Origin of the sequence: Chthonobacter rhizosphaerae, assembly GCF_013839525.1 — a bacterium.
In the GTDB taxonomy this organism is placed as follows: Bacteria; Pseudomonadota; Alphaproteobacteria; order Rhizobiales; family Pleomorphomonadaceae; genus Chthonobacter; species Chthonobacter rhizosphaerae.
On the sequence record NZ_JACDIS010000001.1, the window covers coordinates 1 to 22,375 of the forward strand.

The 22,375-nt window shown below is 71.2% G+C and carries 18 protein-coding genes; 3 read left to right on the forward strand and 15 right to left on the reverse strand.

Annotated elements, in window-relative coordinates; all coding sequences use genetic code 11:
* Nucleotides 1-885: 885 nt before the first annotated feature.
* On the forward strand, nucleotides 886-2,871 hold the full coding sequence (locus tag HND91_RS00005; RefSeq protein ID WP_181704472.1) for a M23 family metallopeptidase: 1,986 nt from the start codon (nucleotides 886-888) through the stop codon (nucleotides 2,869-2,871).
* A 77-nt stretch (nucleotides 2,872-2,948) separates the two neighbouring features.
* On the opposite strand, the gene HND91_RS00010 is transcribed toward HND91_RS00005, so the two are convergent.
* From HND91_RS00010 to HND91_RS00050, 9 genes are all read right to left on the reverse strand, one after another.
* Nucleotides 2,949-3,581, reverse strand: a complete 633-nt coding sequence (locus tag HND91_RS00010; RefSeq protein ID WP_181704473.1) for a YitT family protein — start codon at nucleotides 3,579-3,581, stop codon at nucleotides 2,949-2,951.
* Nucleotides 3,571-4,185: a YitT family protein gene (locus HND91_RS00015; protein ID WP_181704474.1), complete on the reverse strand. Its 615-nt coding sequence runs from the start codon at nucleotides 4,183-4,185 to the stop codon at nucleotides 3,571-3,573. The genes HND91_RS00010 and HND91_RS00015 overlap by 11 nt, the downstream gene beginning before the upstream one ends.
* Nucleotides 4,186-4,889: 704 nt before the next feature.
* On the reverse strand, nucleotides 4,890-7,493 hold the full coding sequence (gene clpB, locus HND91_RS00020) for an ATP-dependent chaperone ClpB (protein WP_181704475.1): 2,604 nt from the start codon (nucleotides 7,491-7,493) through the stop codon (nucleotides 4,890-4,892).
* 873 nt (nucleotides 7,494-8,366) lie between these two features.
* Nucleotides 8,367-9,434, reverse strand: a complete 1,068-nt coding sequence (locus HND91_RS00025) for a DUF4167 domain-containing protein (protein WP_181704476.1) — start codon at nucleotides 9,432-9,434, stop codon at nucleotides 8,367-8,369.
* A 519-nt stretch (nucleotides 9,435-9,953) separates the two neighbouring features.
* Entirely contained in the window at nucleotides 9,954-10,841 is an 888-nt protein-coding gene (gene prmC / locus HND91_RS00030) for a peptide chain release factor N(5)-glutamine methyltransferase (RefSeq protein WP_181704477.1), read from the reverse strand.
* Between the two features lie 7 nt (nucleotides 10,842-10,848).
* Entirely contained in the window at nucleotides 10,849-11,922 is a 1,074-nt protein-coding gene (prfA, locus tag HND91_RS00035; protein ID WP_181704478.1) for a peptide chain release factor 1, read from the reverse strand.
* A gap of 11 nt (nucleotides 11,923-11,933) precedes the next feature.
* The gene (ptsP, locus tag HND91_RS00040) at nucleotides 11,934-14,204 is read right to left on the reverse strand and encodes a phosphoenolpyruvate--protein phosphotransferase (RefSeq protein WP_181704479.1); all 2,271 of its coding nucleotides are present in this window, start codon (nucleotides 14,202-14,204) and stop codon (nucleotides 11,934-11,936) included.
* 137 nt (nucleotides 14,205-14,341) lie between these two features.
* On the reverse strand, nucleotides 14,342-15,595 hold the full coding sequence (locus HND91_RS00045; RefSeq protein WP_181705157.1) for an aspartate kinase: 1,254 nt from the start codon (nucleotides 15,593-15,595) through the stop codon (nucleotides 14,342-14,344).
* 157 nt (nucleotides 15,596-15,752) lie between these two features.
* Complete coding sequence (locus HND91_RS00050; RefSeq protein ID WP_181704480.1) at nucleotides 15,753-16,679, reverse strand: alpha/beta hydrolase; 927 nt, start codon at nucleotides 16,677-16,679, stop codon at nucleotides 15,753-15,755.
* 271 nt (nucleotides 16,680-16,950) lie between these two features.
* Here HND91_RS00050 and ubiG point away from each other — a divergent pair, with 271 nt between their 5' ends.
* Nucleotides 16,951-17,694 carry a bifunctional 2-polyprenyl-6-hydroxyphenol methylase/3-demethylubiquinol 3-O-methyltransferase UbiG gene (gene ubiG, locus HND91_RS00055; protein ID WP_181704481.1) on the forward strand — a complete coding sequence of 248 codons (744 nt, stop codon included), beginning with the start codon at nucleotides 16,951-16,953 and terminating at the stop codon, nucleotides 17,692-17,694.
* 110 nt (nucleotides 17,695-17,804) lie between these two features.
* On the opposite strand, the gene HND91_RS00060 is transcribed toward ubiG, so the two are convergent.
* The 4 genes from HND91_RS00060 to HND91_RS00075 all read right to left on the reverse strand — a co-directional run bounded on the left by HND91_RS00060 (nucleotide 17,805) and on the right by HND91_RS00075 (nucleotide 20,246).
* Nucleotides 17,805-18,281, reverse strand: coding sequence for a DUF1178 family protein (locus tag HND91_RS00060; RefSeq protein ID WP_181704482.1), 477 nt, complete (start codon nucleotides 18,279-18,281; stop codon nucleotides 17,805-17,807).
* A complete protein-coding gene (locus tag HND91_RS00065) occupies nucleotides 18,278-19,135 on the reverse strand; it encodes a carbon-nitrogen hydrolase family protein (protein WP_181704483.1) in 858 nt (285 codons plus the stop codon). Before HND91_RS00065 ends, HND91_RS00060 begins: the two co-directional genes overlap by 4 nt.
* 45 nt (nucleotides 19,136-19,180) lie before the next feature.
* Nucleotides 19,181-19,435, reverse strand: a complete 255-nt coding sequence (gene grxC, locus HND91_RS00070) for a glutaredoxin 3 (RefSeq protein ID WP_181704484.1) — start codon at nucleotides 19,433-19,435, stop codon at nucleotides 19,181-19,183.
* Between the two features lie 70 nt (nucleotides 19,436-19,505).
* Nucleotides 19,506-20,246, reverse strand: a complete 741-nt coding sequence (locus tag HND91_RS00075) for a ComF family protein (RefSeq protein WP_425485413.1) — start codon at nucleotides 20,244-20,246, stop codon at nucleotides 19,506-19,508.
* A 445-nt stretch (nucleotides 20,247-20,691) separates the two neighbouring features.
* Here HND91_RS00075 and HND91_RS00080 point away from each other — a divergent pair, with 445 nt between their 5' ends.
* Nucleotides 20,692-21,576, forward strand: coding sequence for a methyltransferase domain-containing protein (locus HND91_RS00080; protein WP_181704485.1), 885 nt, complete (start codon nucleotides 20,692-20,694; stop codon nucleotides 21,574-21,576).
* A gap of 16 nt (nucleotides 21,577-21,592) precedes the next feature.
* Here the strand turns inward: HND91_RS00080 and HND91_RS00085 are convergent, their stop codons facing one another.
* Both HND91_RS00085 and mutT read right to left on the reverse strand, forming a co-directional pair.
* Nucleotides 21,593-21,799: a Flp family type IVb pilin gene (locus HND91_RS00085; protein WP_181704486.1), complete on the reverse strand. Its 207-nt coding sequence runs from the start codon at nucleotides 21,797-21,799 to the stop codon at nucleotides 21,593-21,595.
* Nucleotides 21,800-21,825: 26 nt separating this feature from the next.
* Nucleotides 21,826-22,245 (reverse strand): 8-oxo-dGTP diphosphatase MutT, encoded by a 420-nt coding sequence (mutT, locus tag HND91_RS00090; RefSeq protein ID WP_181704487.1) that lies wholly within the window; start codon nucleotides 22,243-22,245, stop codon nucleotides 21,826-21,828.
* Nucleotides 22,246-22,375 lie beyond the last annotated feature (130 nt).

Sequence of the window (22,375 nt, forward strand, 5' to 3'; positions counted from 1 at the left end):
GACCCCTTCGAGACCGGAGACCCTTCAGGCTTGCTGCCTCGAAGCGTCGATCCGGAGACGACCATTCCCGCCGGCACCGCGTCGCCGCAGCGCCGCCGTCGATGGCGCTGATATAGTCCCCCCCTCCCGCCGCCTGTCAACACGCCAATTCAAAAAACCGATATAAATCTCCAAAAGCCGTTTGAAAGCAGTGGGATACGGGATCTCGACCCTTCCGCGCGGCGCCGGTCCGACCGAGGAGCGCGCCGGCGAGCGGGGCCACGGCCAAGGGCCGCCGACCTGAATTGGAATGGCGCTCGAAAGGGTGACGGGAGGCTTGCGACGGCTTGCCTCGCGACGGTCGATCGATCCGGAGGCGGAGGCCTGGACCATCGGCTCGGCGGCAGCTCGCGAAGGACCGGCGCGCGGTGGGCCTTTTGGCGAGTGGTGCGCCCGGGCTGCGGAGCGCAGGCTCTCCGGCAGCCTGTCGGCTCCGCCAATGGACGAAAGGACCAGGCCGGAGACGCCCGCCTTTCCGGCGGCGGAGCGGGAACGCCGTAATGTCGCCCCAATGGACGGCAGATAGAAGGGGAGAGCGGCCGCGCCGGCCCGGACCGATCGGTCCGATTTGTTGACAAATTGGTCAAAGGTCCGGCAAGGTCCAAGCTCTTGCGCCAAGGTGCGGTGAAGCCTTGGCAACCCGCGAACGGGGCACGCGTGGGGATCGGGGCCGGGGACGGCCTTGTCCTTTTCGGGTGTGTCGATCTCATGCCGACCGGTCCTCCGGTCCGGCCGGCCGCTTGCGGCCCGGCTGGACGGTCGTCCGGGTCAAGACAGCGGATCGGGCATTCGTCCGTGACGATAGGCCGGCGCCTGAAGCCGGTTCGAGGGGGCCAAGACGCCGACATGAACGCGGTCTGGAACGACCACGCTTCTGTGGACATCGATCTCGGGGACGAGCCGGCGCTCGTGACCGCCGACAATCGTTCGGGTCCACCGGACCGACGCCGGGTTTCCCTGCGCTGGCTGACCGGCACCGTGCTCGCCGCCATGGCGTCCACGTCCCTGATGGGTGGCGCCCTGTTCGTCGCCATGGACGGCCGCCAGACCTTCGCGGTCCCGGTGGGCGCCGCCATGGCCGCCGTGCCGCAAGGCGCCGAACAGCCGACCGACCTGATGCCGAAGGGCGACCGGCTGATCGCGGACGCCGGCCCGGCGCCGACCCGCCAGGTGCTGCGCGTCTCCACCATCAGCCGCGACGGCGACCGCGACCTCATCCGCCTGCGCCCGTTCGCCCGCGTGTCGGCCCCGCTGGTCGCCTCGGCGGCGGACATCGGGGAGGAGATCCCGAAGTTCGATCCCCTGCGCATCTTCGCCGACGCGAACGTGGACACCAAGGACGGCATGCCCGACACGCTCTACGGGGCGGACGTGGACGGCCAGATGACCCTGAAGGTGACCGACTTCCCGGTGGGCGACCCGGCCATGGACGCCGCCTCCCCGCTGGACGTGGCGGCCACCGAGGAGAAGGTGCGCGACGCGGCGCAGTTCAACGGGCCGAACGTGCAGGAGGCCTCCCTCCAGATGGTGGACCCGGCCCGGTTCGAGTTCGGCTTCGCCGAGCGCAGCGCCTTCGAGCAATATGGCGTGCGCATCTTCTCGGAGAACGTCTCCTTCATCGGCAGCACCGAGGAGACCGGGGCGGCGGTCGGCAACACCTATACGGAAGAGAAGACGGTGGTCGTCCAAAAGGGCGACGACCTGATGCAGACGCTGATCGCCAACGAGGCGACCGACGAGGAGGCGGCCGAGATTGCGCTCCGCTTCCGCAAGGACTTCAACGTTCTCGCCGCCGAGCCCGGCGACCGACTGCGGGTGGTGCTGGCGCCGGTCAACGACGAGTCCGGCCGCTACCAGCCGATCCGCACCTCGCTCTACCGGGACGGCAACCACATCGGCACGGTGGCGCTGTCCGACCATGCCGGCTACGTGGCCGCCGAGGAGCCCCGGACCGGCGACGGCGACGCCTTCCAGATGGCCGGCGAGCCGAAGGAGGATGCGGAGGTCGCGCGTCCGCGGCTCTACGACAGCCTCTACCAGACGGCGCTCGCCAACCAGATGTCGCCGGACCTCATCGACGAGCTGGTGCGGATCTATTCGTTCGACATGGACTTCAACACCCGCGTCGGGCCGGGCGACCAGATCGAGGTGGTCTACTCCCTCGACGAGGACGAGAGCGAGAGCCGCGACGCCTCGGAGATCGTGTTTACGGCGATCACCATCGACGGCAAGACGCACCGCTACTATCGCTACAAGGCGCCGGACGACGGCTCGATCGACTATTACGACGAGGCCGGCAAGAGCGCGAAGAAGTTCCTGTTGAGGAAGCCCGTCTCGGGCGGCACCTTCCGGTCGGGCTTCGGCTCGCGCCGGCATCCGCTGCTCGGCTATGTGCGGCGGCACACGGGCGTGGACTGGGCGGCCCCGCGCGGGACGCCGATCATGTCGGCCGGCAACGGCACGATCGCCTATGCGGACTGGAAGTCCGGATACGGCAACTACATCGTGGTGAAGCACGCCAACGGGTACGAAACGGCCTACGGCCACATGTCCGGCTTCGCCAAGGGCATGAAGAAGGGCATGAAGGTCCGCCAGGGCCAGGTGATCGGCTACGTGGGCTCCACCGGCCTCTCCACCGGCCCGCACCTTCACTACGAGGTTCTCGTGAACGAGAACTACGTGGACCCCATGCGCATCAAGCTGCCCCAGGGCCGGACCCTGGACGGATCGGTGCTGACGAGCTTCGAACAGGAGCGCGAGCGCATCGACACCCTGCTCGGCGTCGGCCCGCCGGCCAAGCTCGCTTCCGCGGGCAGCTCCGGCGGCGGCTGATCCGGCCCAAGGCGAAGCGGACGCGCGCTCGCCGGACCGCCCCGTGATGGACGCTTCGGTGCGGCGGCCCCGTGGCTTCAGAAGCCCTGGTAGCGGCCGCGCCTGTGATTGACGGCGAGCACGAGGTTGAGCGCGACGGCCCCGGCCACCGAAAGGAGCACGGCGACCGGCGGCAGGACCGCGAACGCGCCGAGCACGATGACGGCGTCGATGCCCATCTGCACCGTGCCGGCCCTGACGCCGTATCGCTCCTGCAGCCAGACCGCCAGCACGCCGACGCCGCCGAGGCTCGACTTGTGGCGGATCAGGATGAGGAGGCCGACGCCCGCCAGCATGCCGCCGGCGACCGCCGCGAAGGCCGGGTGGATGTCGCTGACCCGGAAGAGGTGGGGCAGGATCTCGGCCTCCAGCGACAGGAGCGCCACGGCCGCGAAGGTCTTCACCGTATAGGCGAGCCCGAACACCCGGAAGGCGAAGGCATAGAAGGGCACGTTCACGGCGAAGAAGACCGCCCCGAGCGGCCAGCCGGTGCCGTAGTGGACCAGGAAGGCGAGCCCGGCGGTGCCGCCGGTGGCGAGCCCGACCGTCTTCATGAAGACGAGGCCGAGCGCCACGAACAGCGTGCCGGTGAAGAGCGCGAGCGCGTCCTCCAGGACTGTGTGGGCGAGGTCCGGCTCTTCGAGCGGGCGTTTGGCGGCGTCAGAAGCCAAGGTAGCGCCCCGGCCGGTGGTAGAGCGCGATCACCAGGTTCATGAGAACGGACGCCAGCACGGAGAGCGCGACCGCCTCCGGCGCCATCACCCACAGGGCGCCGGCGACCACGGCGGCGTCCACGCCCATCTGCACCAGACCGGCGCGAAGGCCGAACCGCTGCTGCAGCCACACCGCCATGATGGCGACGCCGCCGACGCCCGTGCGGTGGCGGATGAGCGCCAGCATGCCCATGCCGACCATCAGCCCGCCGGCGACGGACGCGAACGCCGGGTCCACGTGGCCGATGGTGAAGAGCGGCGGCAGGAGGCCGGAAAAGAGCGACAGGGCCACCGTGACGAGAAGGGTCCTGACGAGATAGCCCGTCCCGAAGGCCAGCCGGGCGAAGATCATGAACGGCAGGTTGAGAACGAAGAACATCGCGGCGAAGGGCAGGCCGAGGCCGAAGTGGGCCAGGAAGGCGAGGCCCGCCGTGCCGCCGATGGCGAGACCGGCGGTCTTCAGGATCATCAGCCCGAGACCGACGAAGATGGTGCCCATGAGGAGCGCGAGAGCGTCCTCCAGGAGCGAGTGCGCGAGCGACGGGGACGTGACCACCGACATGGCCGGGCCTTCAGTGTGGATCGGGACAGCGGACGAGATAAGTCAGTATGGCTGACCTTTGTTCCGCCGGCAAGATGCTGCACTGCACGAAGAAGCGGCAGCGGATCCGGATCGGTCGCGGGGGCGCAGGGTGGGTTCGGGGCGGGATGGGTGGAGGGAGGCAGGTCGGTCAGGGGCGGGGGTTCACCCCTCTCCCCTACCCTCTCCCTCAAGGGGAGAGGGGGTGCGTCGGTGCGGGGGAGAGGGGGTGCGTCGGTGCGGGGGAGAGGGCGTCGGTCGATCGGCCGGCCTGGGCAGCGGGTTTGGAGGCAGGTCGGTCAGGGGCGGAGGTTCACCCCTCTCCCCAGCCCTCTCCCTCAAGGGGAGAGGGGGTGCGTCGGTGCGGGGGAGAGGGGCGCCGGGTGGCGGCCGTTCCGGGCAGCGGGATAGCGGCGTCGGTCGATCGGCCGTCCCGGGCAGCGGGATAGCGGCGCCGGGTGGCGGCCGTTCCGGGCAGCGGGATAGCGGCGCCGGGTGGCCGGCCGTGGTGTGAGCTCGAAGCCATGCTCGACGGGCCCCCTCCCCCCTTGAGGGGGAGGGTTGGGGAGAGGGGGGAACCGCCGAGAGCGGCCGGACGAGCGCCGCTCGCCGTCACGCCCGTCCCCTCACGCTTTCCTTGGCCGACCCGCCCTCACCCACCGGCTCTCGGTCAAGGCCGCTCGTCCTCACGCCGCCTCGGCTTCCGCCTCGCCGACGCTGGTGAAGAGCAGCCGGTCCGACCCCGCCGTGATCTCCACGGTGACGCCGTCGCGGATCTCGCCGGCGAGGATCTTCTCGGCCAGCGGATCCTGGACCTGGCGCTGGATCACGCGCTTCAGGGGCCGGGCGCCGTAGACCGGGTCGTAGCCCTTGTCGGCAAGCCAGGCCTTGGCGCTGTCGTCGAGCTTCAGGACGATCTTGCGATCCTCCAGAAGACGCTCCAGCCGCTTCAGCTGGATCTCCACGATGGCGCCCATCTCGGTCCGCTTCAGGCGGTGGAACAGCACGATCTCGTCCAGGCGGTTCAGGAACTCCGGCCGGAAGTGGCCGCGCACCACCGCCATGACCGGCTCGCGCACCGCGTCCACGTCCTCGCCGTCGATCTGGTTGGCGAGATACTCGGACCCGAGGTTCGAGGTCATGATGATGAGCGTGTTCTTGAAGTCCACCGTGCGGCCCTGACCGTCCGTCAGCCGCCCGTCGTCGAGCACCTGCAGGAGGACGTTGAACACGTCCGGATGCGCCTTCTCGATCTCGTCGAAGAGGATCACCTGGTAGGGCCGGCGGCGGACCGCCTCGGTGAGGGCGCCGCCCTCCTCGTAGCCCACATAGCCCGGAGGCGCGCCGATCAGCCGGCTGACGGCGTGCTTCTCCATGTATTCGGACATGTCGATGCGCACCATCGCGTGCTCGTCGTCGAACAGATAGCTCGCCAGCGCCTTGGTGAGCTCCGTCTTGCCAACGCCGGTGGGGCCGAGGAACATGAAGGAGCCGATCGGCCGGTTGGGATCCTGCAGGCCCGCCCGGGCGCGCCGGACCGCCGTGGAGACCGCGTGCACCGCCTCCGCCTGGCCGACGACCCGGCGGGCGAGCTCGTCCTCCATGCGCAGCAGCTTCTCGCGCTCGCCTTCCAGCATCCTGTCGACCGGCACGCCGGTCCACCGGGAGACGACCTGGGCCACGTGGTCGGGCGTCACCGCCTCCTCCACCATGCCGCCGGCCGCGCCCGCCGCCTCCACGTCCTTCAGCTCCTTCTCCAGCTGCGGAATCACCCCGTAGGCGAGCTCGCCGGCGCGCTGGTACTCGCCCTTGCGCTGGGCGATGGCGAGGTCGTTGCGGGCGGCTTCGAGGCGGGTCTTCAGGTCGGCGGCGAAGCCGAGCTTGTCCTTCTCCGCCCGCCACCGCGCGGTGAGCTCGGCGGAGCGCTGTTCCAGGTCGGCGAGCTCCTTCTCCAGGCGCTGCAGCCGGTCCTTGGACGCGGCGTCGCTCTCCTTCTTCAGCGCCTCCTGCTCGATCTTCAGCTGGATGATGCGCCGGTCGAGCTCGTCCAGCTCCTCGGGCTTGCTGTCCACCTGCATGCGCAGGCGCGCGGCCGCCTCGTCGACGAGGTCGATCGCCTTGTCGGGCAGGAAACGGTCGGTGATGTAGCGGTTGGAGAGGGTGGCGGCGGCCACGAGGGCGGAGTCCGTGACCCGCACCTTGTGGTGCTGCTCGTACTTCTCCTTGATGCCGCGCAGGATCGAGATGGTGTCCTCCACGGTGGGCTCGCTCACGAACACCGGCTGGAAGCGCCGGGCCAGCGCCGCGTCCTTCTCCACGTACTTGCGGTACTCGTCGAGCGTGGTGGCGCCCACGCAGTGCAGCTCGCCGCGGGCGAGCGCGGGCTTCAGGAGGTTGGACGCGTCCATGGCGCCGTCCGACTTGCCGGCGCCGACGAGGGTGTGCATCTCGTCGATGAACAGGATGACGCCGCCCTCGGCCGCGGTCACCTCCTGCAGCACGCCCTTCAGGCGCTCCTCGAACTCGCCGCGATACTTCGCGCCGGCGATGAGCGAGCCCATGTCGAGGGCGAGCAGTTCCTTGTCCTTGAGGCTTTCCGGCACGTCGCCGTTGATGATGCGCAGCGCCAGGCCCTCGGCGATGGCGGTCTTACCGACGCCGGGCTCGCCGATCAGCACCGGGTTGTTCTTGGTGCGCCGGGAGAGCACCTGGATGGTGCGGCGAATCTCCTCGTCGCGGCCGATCACCGGGTCGAGCTTGCCCTCGCGGGCCGCCTTGGTGAGGTCGCGGGCGTACTTCTTCAGGGCGTCGTAGGCGTTCTCCGCCGAGGCGTTGTCGGCGGTGCGGCCCTTGCGCAGCGTGTTCACGGCCGCGTTGAGGGCGTTGGGCGTGACGCCGGCGTCCTTCAGGATCTTCGAGGTGGCGGCATCCGGCTCCAGCGCGAGGGCGATCAGCAGCCGCTCCACGGTGACGTAGCTGTCGCCCGCCTTGTCGGCGATCTGCTCGGCGCTGGTGAACACCTTGGCGGTGGGGCCGGCGAGATAGAGCTGGCCCGCGCCGCCGCCCGCCACCTTGGGCAGGGCGTCCAGCGCCTTGTCGACCGCGGCGAGCGCGTCCTTCGGCCGACCGCCGGCCGCCTGGATGAGGCCGGCCGCCATGCCTTCCGGGTCGTCGAGGAGGACCTTCAGGATGTGCTCGGGCAGGAACTGCTGGTGACCGCGCCCCAGCGCATGGGTCTGCGCCGACTGCAGGAAGCCCCTGGCCCGTTCGGTGTACTTCTCGATGTTCATGCGGATCGTCTCCCTCTCGGCACGTCCCGCCCGTCTCGAAAGCCCGGATGGGACGCCCTTCCGTGTTCTGCCCGAATATGGTGAGGCCGATTTGGACGATGAAGGGGGTCCGGTCGAATCCGGACGCTTGGAGGCGCACACGCCCGCCGCATGCGTGGATGGGACCGCCTGGTGATGGCGCACGGCGGTGGGTGATGGCGGCGGATTCCGTCGCAGGCAGGGCGCGGACCGGCGTTCCAGGTCGTCACCCCGGTGCAAACCGGGGCCCAACCCAAGCCGGCCGGATCGGCGCCGTCCCGGGGCGGCCAAGGGCGGCTGGATCCCGGCTTTCGCCGGGATGACGGGAGTGGGAGGAGGACGGGCGAAAGTCGTGGCGTGCTCAGCCAATCAGGCAGGGCACGGACCGGCGTTCCAGGTCGTCACCCGGTGTAAACCGGGGCCCAACCCAAGCCGGCCGGATCGGCGCCGTCCCGGGGCGGCCAAGGGTGGCTGGATCCCGGCTTTCGCTGGGATGACGGGAGTGGGAGGAGGACGGGCGAAAGTCGTGGCGTGCTCAGCCAATCAGGCAGGGCACGGACCGGCGTTCCAGGTCGTCACCCCGGTGCAAACCGGGGCCCAACCCAAGCCGGCCGGATCGGCGCCGTCCAGGGGCGGCCAAGGGCGGCTAGATCCCGGCTTTCGCCGGGATGACGGGAATGGGAGGAGGATTGTCGACCAGGGGTCCGGGTCTGCTCCCAGGTTCCATCTGGAAAAGGCCCCGGCAAGCACGACGCCCGCCGGGGATGCCGGCGGGCTTCGGTTCATGTCGGCCGCTGCGCGGTCGGCGCCTTGGCCGCTGTGCGGCGGGCGTCGACGGCGCCGTCCGAGCGGGGCTCAGTCGCCGGCGGGGGCGTCCGCGGGGGCCTCGGCCGAGGCCTCGTCGGCGTCGGCGCGGCGGGTGCGCGGGCGGGTGGCGCGGCGGCGGCGGGTGGGGCGCTCGCCCTCGGCGTCGGCCGCCTCGGCCGGGGCCGGCTGGGCGGCGGCGACGGCCTCGGGCGCCACGGGGGCGGTGGCGACCGCCGCGATGGACGGCTGCTCGACCGGCGCCTGCGGGACCGGCTGCGCCTCCACGGCGACCGGGAAGTTCACGTCGGGCTGGGGCGCGTCCAGCGGCATGGGCGCCGCGGCGCGCTCGCGCGGCTCGTACGGACGCTGCTCGCCCCGGTTCTCCCGACGGTCGAAGGTGTTGCGGTCGAACCGCTGCCGGCGCTCGCGGCGGTCGCCGCGCTCCGGACGGTCGCCGCCCTCGCCCTGGACGGCCGGCTGGCGGTCGCCCTGGTCGGGCGCGGCCTCGCGCCGATCCTGCCGCTCGTAGCGGTCGCCCCGGTCCTGCCGGGGCCTGTCGTTCTGGCGATCGTTGGGCCGCTCGTTCTGGCGATCGTTGCGGTCGAACCGCTCGCCGCGGGCCTGCTGGCCCTCGCCGCGATCCTGGCGCGGGCGATCGAAGCGCTCGCCCCGGTCCTGCCGTTCGCCCCGGTCCGGGCGGTCGCCGCGGTCGAAGCGCTGCTCCTGGCCGCCCTCGCCCCGATCCTGACCGTAGTAGCCGTTGCCGTTGCCGTTCTGCTGGCCGAAGTTCGGACGATCGAACCGGTCCGTGAAGCCGGCGTCCAGATCGTCCTCCACGTCCTCGTCCTCGCGGCCGAAGGACGGCTGCAGCTGCGCCTGGGCGGCCGCGATGATCCGGTAGTAGTGCTCGGCGTGCTGGAGGTAGTTCTCCGCCATGACACGGTCGCCGGACGACGACGCGTCGCGCGCCAGCTGGGTATACTTTTCGGCCACGTGCATCGCGGTGCCGCGAATCTTGACGTCGGGACCGTTGGATTCGTAGGAGCGGGTCAGCGGATTGGGGCCCTTGCGGTTCCGCCCGCGCATCCGCTTGTTGTTCTGCTGAACTTGCCTCATATGTCCGCTATCTCTTTAGCTTTGAGCGCCCTGTTGGCTTTGCCCGTCACGCGCTTTCGACAGGCTTCAGAAGCGCTCGTGAGACGGTCGGCGACCTCCGGAGACGGGCTCCGACCGCTGATCCCCCGGAAACACGAGACGGACGTCGTCATGGCGCGAACCGACGGCCCGGTGCCCCGAGAACGGGATACCTCGCCCCTTGTCGGGCTGAGCGTGCGCGTTGAGCCATTCGTCCAATCGTTCCGAAACGAAAGCGAGCCGAAGCGAGACCAGATCCGAAGGTTGGTGCCGCCGTCCCGCCTCAGCCTTCGACGGCTTCGGCCGGAACTGACGATCAACCTGTCGATCCGCCGGAAATGACCGATCCACCCCCCAGTGGATGTTCCAGATTGGACGGAGTGCCCGCAGGGTGAAACACTGCGTATCGGCCGGATACCCGTCTCTCGGCAGGTTGACCGTAGCCGTTTCGCCGCGAACTTCCAAGCCTTTTTTCAAAGTGGAGCTTGCGCTTGGCTGGTTTCAAGGGGTGCCGCGCGCGGACTTTCGCGCGACGACCACCCTGTCCCGTCCTTCCAGGTCTTCCAGGATCCTGATCGCCTCGAATCCGGCGGCGCCAAGAAGCGCCGACACGCTCGCGGCCTGGGTTGAACCGATCTCCAGACAAATCGTTCCGCCGGCCGTGAGCGCCGCGAAACCCTGGGCCGACAGCGCCCGGTAGGCGTCGAGGCCGTCCGGGCCGCCGTCGAGGGCGAGGCGCGGGTCGTGGTCGCGCACGTCCGGGGCGAGGCCGGCGATCTCCGCGCTCGCGATATAGGGCGGGTTGGCGACGATCAGCGGCACCGGCTCGGCCACCGGATCGAGGAAGGAGCCTTCGCGCAGGTCGAGCCGCCCGGCGACGCCGTGGCGGGCCGCGTTGGCGCCCGCGACAGCCAGCGCGCCGGGCGCGAGGTCCACCGCGATGCCGCGCGCGCCCGGCAGGGCGACGAGGAGCGCCACCGCGATCGCCCCGGTGCCGGTGCCGACATCCACGAACAGGAGCCCCTCCCCGTCCGGCGCCGCCCCCGGGCAGCCGCCGGACCGCACCAGGGCGAGCGCCGCGTCGACGAGGACCTCCGTGTCGGGACGCGGCTCCAGGGTGTCCGGGCCGAGCTCGAACGTCAGGCCGTGGAACTCGCGCGCGCCGAGGATCCGGCCGACCGGCTCGCCGGCGACCCGCCTGCGGACGAGCTCGTCGATCCGGGCGGCCGTTTCGGTATCGGTCGGCGCGCCGCCGTCGGCGACGAGGCGGACGGCGGACCAGCCGAGCGCGTGGGCGACGAGGACGCGGGCGTCGAGCGCGGCCGTCGGCAGGCCGGCGTCGCGCAGGCGGCGCCGGGCGTCGGCGAGAAGGGCGTCCACGGTGGGCACGGCGCGGTCACATCTCCGCCTCGGCGAGCCGCTGGGCCTGGTCCTCGCTGAGGAGGGCCGAGACGAGCTCGTCGAGGTCGCCCTCCATCACCTGCGGCAGGCGGTAGAGGGTGAGGTTGATCCGGTGGTCGGTGACGCGGCCCTGGCCGAAGTTGTAGGTGCGGATCCGCTCCGACCGGTCGCCGGAGCCGACCTGGCCCTTGCGCTGGGCGGCCCGCTCGCTCGCCAGGCGCTCGCGCTCGGCGTCGTAGAGGCGGGCGCGCAACAGCTTCAGGGCCTTGGCGCGGTTCTTGTGCTGGGACCGCTCGTCCTGGACGGCCACCACGACCCCCGTGGGCACGTGGGTGATCCGGATGGCGCTGTCGGTGGTGTTGACGTGCTGGCCGCCGGAGCCGGACGCCCGGAAGGTGTCGATCCGAAGGTCGGCCTCGTCGATCTCCAGGTCCACCTCCTCCGCCTCGGGCAGGACCGCCACGGTGGCGGCGGAGGTGTGGATGCGGCCGCTCGATTCGGTCGCCGGCACCCGCTGGACCCGGTGGACGCCCGATTCGAATTTCAGCCGCTCGAAGACGCCGCGCCCCTCGATCGCCGCGATGATCTCGCGATAGCCGCCGTGCTCGCCCTCGGTGGCGGACAGGACCTCCACCTTCCAGCCCCTGGCGTCCGCGTAGCGCTGGTACATGCGGAAGAGATCGCCGGCGAACAGGGCCGCCTCGTCGCCGCCGGTGCCGGCGCGCACCTCCAGGATGGCGCCGAGGTCGTCGGCCCGGTCGCGCGGCAGGAGCGACAGGCGGATCTCCTGGGTGAGCGCCTCCAGCTGCTCCATGACGTGCGGCCGCTCGGCCTCGGCGAGGACGCGCATGTCCCGGTCGGTGCCGGCGTCGGCGATCATGTGGTCGAGGTCGCTCAGCTCGCGCTCGACCGAGCGCAGCTGGCGGATGCGCCCGACGAGCGGCTCCAGCTCGGCATAGTCCCGCGACAGGCGGACATAGGTCTCCGCGTCCGGCTGCCCGGCCATGCGCGCCTCGATGATCGCGAACCGATCGAGCACGCCTTCGAGTTTGTGATCGAATCCAGTCATCGGTCCGCGGTTTACGAGAGCGGCACGTCGTTGGCCAGAGCATACTCTTCAAGCACGGGCCGGAGCGTCGGCGCCGTGGACGTCTCGATCGCCTCCGACAGGAAAGCCTCCAGGGCGGCGACGTCGACGGATCGGACCATCGCCTTCACCGGGCCGACGGAGGCCGGCGTCATGGAGATGGACCGGAACCCCACCCCGATCAAGGCCATGGCGGTGAGCGGCTTGCCGGCCATTTCGCCGCAGAGGGTGGCGGTCTTGCCCTTGGCGGCGGCCGTGGCGGCGATCGTCCTCAGAGCCTTCAGGAAGGACGGAGAGAGCACGTCGAACCGGTCGCCGATCATGCCGTTGCCCCGGTCGGCGGCAAACATGAACTGGAACAGGTCGTTGGAGCCGACCGACACGAAGTCGACCGCCTCCAGGAGGGCGTCGAGCTCGAACAGGAGCGCCGGCACCTCCACCATGGCGCCGAGCCGGACGGTGGACGGAGGCTCGTAGCCGTGGCCGGCCAGAAACCGCTGCTCCCGCTCCACGAGGGCGCGGGCGGCGGTGTACTCGGCCACCTGGCTGACCATGGGGAACATGAGGCGCAGCTCGCGCCCGGCCGACGCCTTGAGAAGCGCGCGGATCTGGGTGCGCAGGATCACCGGCCGGTCGAGCCCGAGCCGGATCGCCCGCCAGCCCATGGCGGGGTTCTCCTCGTGGACCGAGCGGCTGAGATAGGGCAGCACCTTGTCGCCGCCGATGTCCAGCGACCGGAAGGTGACCGGCCGGCCGGCGGCGCCGTCGAGGATCTTGGAATAGAGCTGCTGCTGCTCGCCCATCCGCGGGAAGGCGGACGCGATCATGAACTGCAGCTCGGTGCGGAAGAGGCCGATGCCGTCCGCCCCGCTCTCGTCCAGGTGCGGCAGATCGAACAGGAGGCCGGCGTTGACGAGGAGCGAGATCTCCACCCCGTCCCGGGTGACCGACGGCTTGTTGCGCAGGCGGCGGAAGCGCTCCTGCCGGCGGGCGCGGAAGCGCACCTTCTCGGCATAGGCGTGCTCCACGTCGGCGGGCGGGCGCAGGTGCACGAGCCCGGTCTCGCCGTCGACGATGATGGCGTCGCCGCTCTCGGCGAGGGTGACGGCGTTCTGCACCTGCCCGACGGTGGCGATGTTGAGGGCGCGGGCCACGATGGCCACGTGGCTGGTGGCGGCGCCCTCCTCCAGCACGAGGCCGCGCACCTTGGTGCGGTCGTAGTCGAGGAGTTCGGCCGCGCCCATGTTGCGCGCCACGATGATGGCGTCGCGCGGCAGTTCGGGCGGCTTGTCGGCCTTCCCCATCAGTTCGCGGAGGAGCCGGAAGGTGAGGTCGTCGAAGTCGTGCAGGCGCTCGCGGAGATAAGGGTCGGTCTGGCGCATCATCCGGGCGCGCGTGTCCGACTGCACCCGCTCCACGGCGGCCTCGGCGGTGAGGCCGGAGCGGACGATCGCCTCCTCCATGCGCCGCACCCAGCCGCGGTCGTAGGCGAACATGCGGTAGGCTTCCAGCACGTCCCGGTGCTCGCCGTGGTGGGCCACCTCGCCGCGCTCGATCATGTCGTCGACCGAGAGGCGCAAGTTGGCGATCGCCTGCTCCAGGCGCCGGATCTCGGCCTCCGGGTCCTCGGCGATCAGGTCGGTGACCACCACGCGCGGCTCGTGCAGCACCACGTAGCCGAGGCCGACGCCGTCGGACAGGGCGACGCCCTCCAGGTGCATGGGCCGGGCGAGATCGAGGCCGGCGGATTCCGTGGCCGAGAGCGACGCCAGCTCGCCGGAGGCGATCATCTCGGCGATCACCATGGCGGTGGTCTGGAGCGCCTCCTCCTCCTCCTCCGAATAGTGCTTGCGCGCCCGGTTCTGGACCACCAGCACGCCGAGGGTGCGGCCGGCGCGCAGGATCGGCACGCCGAGGAAGGAGTGGTAGGCCTCCTCGCCGAGCCCCGGGATGTAGGAGAAGGCCGGGTGGACCTGGGCGTCCGGCAGGTTGAGGAGCTGCGCCTCCGCGGCGATCTGGCCGACGAGGCCCTGGCCCACCATGAGGGCGGCCTTGTGGACGGACTCGCGGTTGAGGCCCTCGGTGGCGAACAGTTCGAGGACGTTGTCGGCCCTCAGGACATAGACCGAGCAGACCTCCGCGACCATGTTGGCCGCGATGGTGACGACGATCTTGTCGAGCCGTTCCTGCGCGCTGATCGGCTCCGCCATCACCTCGCGGAGACGACGCAGCAACACGCGCGGACCGAAGAGTGACCCCCGCATCGTCCGCTTTCCTCATGGCCCGAGCCCGGCGGGGGCCCAGTCCGCCGGAACGCCCGGGCCATCCGTAAGGTCCATCGCGCCGCCCGTGCCGCAACGAGCGCCGGACGGTCTGGCCGCGCGGGTGTCCGCGCGTCCGATCAGGCCTTGTCGAGTCCGTATACCGAGTGGAGCGTTCGGACCGCAAGTTCGGTGTAGGCGGCGTCGATGAGGACGGAGATCTTGATCTCCGACGTGGTGATCGCCCGGATGTTGATACCCTTGGAGGCGAGCGCCCGGAAACACTCCGCCGCCACCCCCGCGTGGCTGCGCATGCCGATGCCGATCACCGAGACCTTGCAGACGTCCTTGGCGCCTTCGATCGCCTGGTAGCCGATGCCCTCCAGGTTGCTCTCGATGACGCTGACGGCGCGCTCGTAGTCCACCGCCGGCACCGTGAAGGTGATGTCCGTCTCCTGGCCGTTCGACGAGACGTTCTGGACGATCATGTCCACGTTGATGTTGGCGGCGGCGAGCGGCACGAACACGGCGGCCGCGACGCCCGGCTTGTCGGCGACGCGGCGGATCGAGATCTGCGCCTCGTCCTTGGAATAGGCGATGCCGGTGACGACCTGCTGTTCCACGATTTCGTCCTCGTCGCAAATGAGCGTTCCGAACGGGTCGCCGTTCGGCATGGTCTTGGGGTTGGCCGGGTCCTCGAAGGAGGACCGCACGAAGGTTCGCACCCGGTGCACCATGGCGAGCTCCACGGAGCGGACCTGCAGGACCTTGGAGCCGAGGGACGCCATCTCGAGCATCTCCTCGAACGACACCTTGTCGAGCCGGCGCGCCTTCGGCACCACGCGCGGATCGGTGGTGTAGACCCCGTCCACGTCCGTGTAGATGTCGCAGCGGTCGGCCTTGAGGGCCGCCGCGATCGCCACCGCCGAGGTGTCGGAGCCGCCGCGGCCGAGGGTGGAGATCCGCCCGTCGGGCGCGATGCCCTGGAAGCCGGCGATGACCGCGACCCGGCCCTCCTCCATCTGCTGGATCACCCGGGTGCCGTCGATCGACGTGATGCGGGCCGCCCCGTGGGCCTGGTCGGTGACGATCGGCACCTGCCAGCCCTGCCAGGAGCGGGCGTCGACGCCCATAGCCTGGAGCGTGATGGCGAGGAGGCCCGACGTGACCTGCTCGCCGGAGGCCACCACCGCGTCATACTCGCGGGCGTCGTGGAGGACCGAGGCGCCCCGGCAGAAGGCCACGAGCTCGTTCGTCTTGCCCGACATGGCCGACACCACGACGGCCACCTGGTGGCCTGCGTCCACCTCCCGTTTGACGTGGGCGGCGACGTTGCGGATGCGGTCGAGGTCGGCGACGGACGTGCCGCCGAATTTCATCACCAGCCGGGCCATCTTGGACAATGCCGAACTCTGTTGAGGGGCGAACCCGCCCGAAGGACAAGGAGGCGCTTGACGCGGCGTCATCCGCCGCGGCGAGGCGCGCCCTCCATACAGGATGGTCGCCGCTCCCGCAATCGGTGCGCCGTCGAAGGATGTCCGACGGGGCCGGTCAGGCGGCGAGGCGCGCCAGCCACTCGGCCATGGCGGAGAAGACCCGGGACACGACCGGGTGGCCGCCCATGTGCAGGAAACCGTGGTGGAGCCCGGCGACCCGCTCGAACAGGCTGAGACCGCCGGCCTCGGCGAGCCGCGCCGCATAGGCCTCGCCCTCGTCGCGAAGGACGTCGTATTCGGCGGTGAACAGGAAGGCCGGCGGCAGGCCCTTGAGGCTGTCCGCCGACAGCGGCGCCGCGTGCGGGTGGGTCCGGAGGGCGGGATCCGGCGCGTAATGGTCCCAGAACCAGCGCATGTCGTCGGCGGTGAGGCCGTAGCCCTCGGCGAACTCCCGATAGCTCGCGAAGCCGGCGCCCGCGTGGGCGACGACCGGATAGGCGAGGATCTGGCCGGCGAGGCGCGGCCCGCCCTCGTCGCGCAGGCGGAGCGTCGTCACGGCGGCGAGGTTGGCGCCGGCGCTGTCGCCGGCCACCACCAGCCGGTTCGAATCGAAACCGAGGGCGCTCGCCGCCTCGGCCGCCCAGCGGGTGGCGGCGAGCGCGTCGTCGGCCGCGGCCGGGAATCGGTGCTCCGGCGCCAGCCGGTAGTCCACGCTGAGGACGCCCACGCCGCCGCGCGCCGCGATCGTCCGGCAGATGGCGTCGTGGCTGTCGAGCCCGCAGAGGACGAAGCCGCCGCCGTGGAAATAGACGACGAGCGGCAAGGTCCCCGCCTTCGGCCGGTAGAGCCGCGCCCTGAGGGGGCCGGCCGGCCCCGGAACGGCGAGCGCGCGCACCTCCGCGACCGCGGGCCCGGGCGGCCGCTGCACGGCGTCCTCGTCCGCAAAGGCGCGCGCCTCCGGCACCGTGACGGCGGCGAACCGGCGGCGGCCGCTCGCGCGGGCAAGGGCAAGGGCTTCGGCGACGAGAGGATCGAGGGGCATGATGGCTCGAGATCGGGCGGGAAGAGCGCGAAGAACAGGTCGGGCGGAAAAGAGGCGACGCACGATGGGAAACCTTACCTAGCACAGGCCGCGTGCCCGCGCATGCGGGACGGAAGGACGCTCGGATGACGCGGAGCCTGGGCTCCGGCGGACCCGCTCGACCGCCGACCCCCGAGCCGCCGGCTTTTCCTTTCCGGCGATGGCGCGCTATGTGTCCGCATGCGCGCGCGGCCGGACGGCCGCCGCCGGCGGCATGGAGGGGGACGGGACGATGCAGGCGACCAGGACGACCGTGGACCAGGCGGAGGTCGACCGCTTTTCCCGCATGGCCGCCGAATGGTGGGATCCGAAAGGCAAGTTCAAGCCGCTGCACAAGTTCAACCCCGTGCGGCTCGGGTACCTGAAGCGCGAGGTGAGCGCGCATTTCGGCCGCGACCCGAAGCGCCTGGACGCCTTCACGGGCCTGCGGATCCTGGACATCGGCTGCGGCGGCGGGCTCGTGAGCGAGCCGCTCGCACGGCTCGGCGCGTCGGTGGTCGGGGTCGATCCGTCCGACACGAACGTGGAGGTGGCGCGGCTTCACGCGGCGCGCACCGGCGTGACGGTGGACTACCGCGCCGCCACCGCGGAGGACCTCGCCGCCGCAGGAGAAACGTTCGACGTGGTGCTGGCCCTGGAGGTGGTGGAGCACGTGGCCGACGTGCCCGGCTTCCTGGCGCTGACCGCCGGCATGGTGCGCCCGGGCGGCCTGATGGTGGTGGCGACCATCAACCGAACCCTGAAGGCGCTCGGCCTCGCCATCGTGGGTGCGGAATACGTGCTCCGCTGGCTGCCGCGCGGCACCCACAGCTACGACAAGCTGGTGAAGCCGGAGGAGATCGAAGGGCCGCTCCAGGCGGAGGGCCTGACGCTGCTCGATCGCGCCGGCGTCGTCTACGATCCGCTCCGCGATCTCTGGAAGGAGAGCCGGGACACGGACGTCAACTACATGGTGCTGGCCGCCCGGCCCGCCTGAGCGGGGCCAAGGGCGGGCCTCGACCGCGGTCCGGCGTCACCCGGGAACGCGGCGTTCGCGCGCTCATGGCGCCGGCTGCGTCGGCCGGGCCTCGGCGGCGCCGGCGCGCGTCAGTTCTGCTCGTCCGGGAGGATCGGGAGCGGCAGGATGCCGACGCCCTCCTCAACGAGTTCGCGCGCCTCCTCGGCGGTCGCCTGGCCGTGCACCGCCCGCTCGGGCGCCTCGCCATAATGGATGCGCCGTGCTTCCTCGGCGAAGCGCGAGCCGACGTTCTCGGAATTCTCGATCAGCCTCGTCTTGAGCTCGCGCAGGCGGCCGATGATCTCCCGCCCCTCGGGGGTGGACAGCATGGCCTGGATGGGCGCCGGCACGGTCGGCGCCTCGGCCGGGACGGGCGTGGGCGCGGACGGCTCCGCCGCCTCGCCGGTGCGCACGCGCGGAGCCATCAGGCCCTTGGCGACGGACGTGGAGCCGCAATGCGGGCAGGACAGGAGCCCCCGCTCCGCCTGGGCGTCGAAATCCGCGGCCGACCGGAACCAGGCGTCGAACCCGTGCCCCTTGTCGCAGGAGAGTGCGTAGCGGATCACCCGAGGGACCTCAGCCGTGCGCGCTCGGCCGGGACGAGCCCGAACGGCCGCTCGTTCTTCAGGGACGGGATGCGCCCGCGCGCCGCCGCGACCGCGGCGAGATCGATGTCGGCGAAAAGGACGCCGGGCTCGTCGTGGTCGAGCTCGGCCACCACGGCGCCCCACGGATCCACCACGATGGAGTGGCCGAACGTTTCGCGGCCGTCCTCGTGGACGCCGCCCTGGGCGGCCGACGCCAGATAGCAGCCGTTCTCGATGGCGCGGGCGCGCTGCAGCGCGTGCCAATGGGCAAGGCCGGTCTGGCGCGTGAAGGCGGCGGGCGCCGTGATCAGGTCCGCCCCCGCCTGCCCGTAGGCGCGGAAGAGATGGGGAAAGCGCACGTCGTAGCAGATGCCGAGACCGACGGTCATGCCGCCGGCGTCCACCATCACGGCGTCCGTGCCGGGCGTGTAGGTGGCGCTTTCCCGCCAGCTTTCGCCGTTCGGCAGGTCCACGTCGAACATGTGGATCTTGTCGTAGGCGCCGAGGACCCCGCCGTCCGGCCCGATCACGAAGGCGCGGTTCGCCACCTTGCCGTCGGCGCGCAGGATGGCGAGCGAGCCCACGTGGATGTGGATGGCGCGCTCGGCCGCCACCGCCCTCAGCCGCGCGAGCGTCGGGTCGTCGGCCTCGGGCTTCAGCGCCTGGAAGAGATCGTCCCTGGACCGCTCCAGGATGTTGGTCATCTCCGGCGTCTGCACGTAGGTGGCGCCGGCGTCGGCGGCCTCGCGGACGAGCGCCTCGGTCCTCGCCAGGTTGGCGAGCGGGTCGCGCCCGGAACGGAGCTGGACGCAGGCGATGCGGCGGACGGTCATTGCGGGATACCTGTATCGGGCGGGCCGGCTGGACGGCGCATTGTGTCAGGCGGCGAGCAGGGCGTCGAGCCTTCCGGCCCGCTCCAGGGCGTGCAGGTCGTCACAGCCGCCGACGTGGGTGTCGCCGATGAAGATCTGCGGGAAGGTGGCGCGGCCGGACCGGGTCATCATCTCCTGCCGCCGCGTCGGATCGCCGGTTGCGTTGATCTCCGTGTAGGCGACGCCCTTGCGGTCGAGGAGGGCCTTGGCGGCGGCGCAGTAGCCGCAGAGGTCGCGGGTGTAGATGATGACGTCGGCCATGGGATCTCCTGGATTTCGGGCAGCGCTCGGCGTGGCGTTCGGGGCGGAAAGGTCTTGCCAGATATAGGGTCTAGCCGACGCCGGGGACAACCCGCGCGAAGGCGACCACGTCGACCGAGGCGGCGCCGGCGCGCAGGAGCGCGCGGGTGGCGGCCTCCACGGTCGCGCCGGTGGTGACGACGTCGTCGACGAGCAGCACGCGGCGGCCTTTCACGTGGCGGCGCAAGGACTTGGGGACCGCGAACGCGCCCTTCACGTTGGCGAGCCGCCCCTCCCGGGAGAGGCCCACCTGACGGGGTGTGGGGCGGCGGCGAACGAGGAGGCGGGGACGGTGGGGACGACCGGTCCGGCGGCCGAGTTCGGCGGCGAGCAGGGCGGACTGGTTGTAGCGCCGGGAGAAAAGCCGGAAGCGGTGCAGCGGCACCGGCACGAGGACGTCGGCCTCGAGGGCCAAGTCCTTGGAAACCCTCAGCATCATGGCGGCGAGGAGGGGCGCGAGGTCGGACCGGTCGGCGTACTTGAAGGCGCCGACGAGCTCCGCCGCCGCCTCCGTGTAGCAGACCGCCGCGCGGGCCCGGACGTAGGGCGGCGGATCGGCCACCGCGGCGGCCGAGAGCGCCCCGGGGCCGAGATCGTAAGTCATTGGCGTGCCGAGTCTTTCACACCACGGCCGCTCGATCGGGACGAGCCGCGACCAGCACGGCTGGCAGAGCCCCGGCCCCGCCTGCACCCGCCGCCGGCACAGGGGACAGGTCGGCGGCAGGGCGGAATCGAAAGCGCTGACAAAGGCTTGGCGGATCGCCGCGACCACGCGGGACAAGGCCGCCGACAGGGCCCCCGCGGCACCCCGGAGGCCGGCCGGAAGCCCCCGCGCCGGCCCCTCGAATGCAACCTCGGCGCGCATGGACGCGAACCGCCCGGATGGCTCGGCGGGCGGCGGATCGGCGGGGGCGAGCGGGATCCACATGGGTCGGTCGGGGTCTGGTCGCGGGTTCGGCCGGAGCGGCGCGCGCGGCGGAAAATGCTGTCGTGGCGGCAGCTTACGCCGTCGGGGCCGGCCCCGGAAGCCCCTCCCCGACGCCTCTTCCGGGCTCTTCGACGCACCGGCCGGAGCGGCCCCGCCGGGCCGTTTCCGACATGTCGGCCGTGTCGCCGGCGCGGCCGGAAGCCCGATCCGCCCGCCGCCGCCGGGGACGATTGACCCTCCGGCGCGTTCTCCCCATAACGGGGGCCCCGCGGCAGAAGGTCATCGGCTCATGATCCCGCACGTCTTCGACCGGTCTCTTCTGAAGGCCCGGCGGCGAAAAGCCATCGCCGAGGCGCCGGCCGGCGCGGATTTTCTTCTGGACCTCGTTGCGGACGACCTCGCCGAAAGACTGGCCACGGTTTCGCGCACGTTCGACCTCGCCGTCGCGATCGGCGGGCCGACCGACGCCATCGCCCGCGCGGTGGCGCAAAGCGGCAAGGCGGCCCGCACCGTGCGCGCCGACGTGTTCGCCGCCGGCCCGGACGGCGCCCACCCGGCCGAGGTGGTGATCGACGACGAGGCCCTGCCCTTCGCGGACGGCTCCGCCGACCTGGTGGTCTCCGGCCTTTCGCTGCAATGGGTGAACGACCTGCCGGGCGCGCTCATCCAGATCCGCCGCATGCTGAAGCCGGACGGCCTTTTCCTCGCCACCTTCGCGGGGGGTGACAGCCTGACGGAGCTGCGCCAGGCCTGGCTGGCGGCGGAGGCGGAACGCTCCGGCGGCGTCTCGCCCCGGGTCGCGCCGTTCGCCGAGGTGCGGGACCTCGGCGGCCTTCTGCAGCGGGCGGGCTTCGCCCTGCCGGTGGCCGACCAGGACCGGCTGACCCTGCGCTACCGGACGCCCTTCCACCTGATGCGCGAACTCGCCGCCATGGGCGCCGGCAACCCGCTGGCGGAGCGCCGGCGCGGCCTGACCGGCCCCGGCCTGATGGCCCGGGCGGCGGACCTCTACCAGGAGGCCCACGCGGACCCGGACGGGCGCGTGCGCGCCACGCTGACGCTGGTCTCCGTGTCCGGATGGGTTCCGCACGAAAGCCAGCAGAAGCCGCTGAAGCCGGGTTCGGCCAAGATGCGGCTGGCGGACGCCCTGAAGACCACGGAAAACCCGCTCTGACGGCCGCAACGGCCGCTCAGTTGGTGCTCTCGTTCATGGTGGTGGCGAGATCGTCGTAGAGCGTCGTCTTCACGGCGGTGCTGAGCGACGACATGCCGATGAGCGCCACCACGATCATGGCGAGGATCAGCGAATATTCGAGCGCGACCGCGCCGCCCACGGCGGATCGGAACGCCGTCAGGCGGCGGCCGAGTCGGGTCCGGCTCTGGCGGACTTCGGTCATCGTCTCCGACCTCGTCGTGTTCGTCCTCACACCAGGTCGATGAGGTGCGGGATCAGCGGATCATCCGCCGGCGGCATCGGATAGTCGCGCAGTCGATTGGGCTTGACCCAGGCGGTGGCCTGCCCTTCCCGAGACGTCACGAAGCCTTCCCAGCGTCGGCACACGTAAAGTGGCATCAAGAGATGAAATCTCTCGTAATCGAAACTCGCAAATGTGAGCGGTGCAAGACAAGGTTTCCGGATCGTCACGCCCAGTTCCTCATGCATCTCGCGGATGAGCGCATCCTCCGGCGTCTCGCCCGGCTCCAGCTTGCCGCCGGGAAACTCCCACAGCCCCGCCAGCGACTTCCCCTCCGGCCGCTGGGTGATGAGCACCCGGTTGTCCGCATCGATGAGCGCGCAGGCGACCACGAGCACGAGGGGTTTCGGAGCGGCCGGTTCGCCCATGGGCAAGTATCCTTCAAGAGCAGGGACGGAGCCGGCGAGAAGACCGGAAGACGAGAGCCGGACAGGCGGCGGGCGCGGAGTGTGCCGGAGGCGACGGAGGAGGGCAAGGCGGGGGACGGTGGGCGTGTCG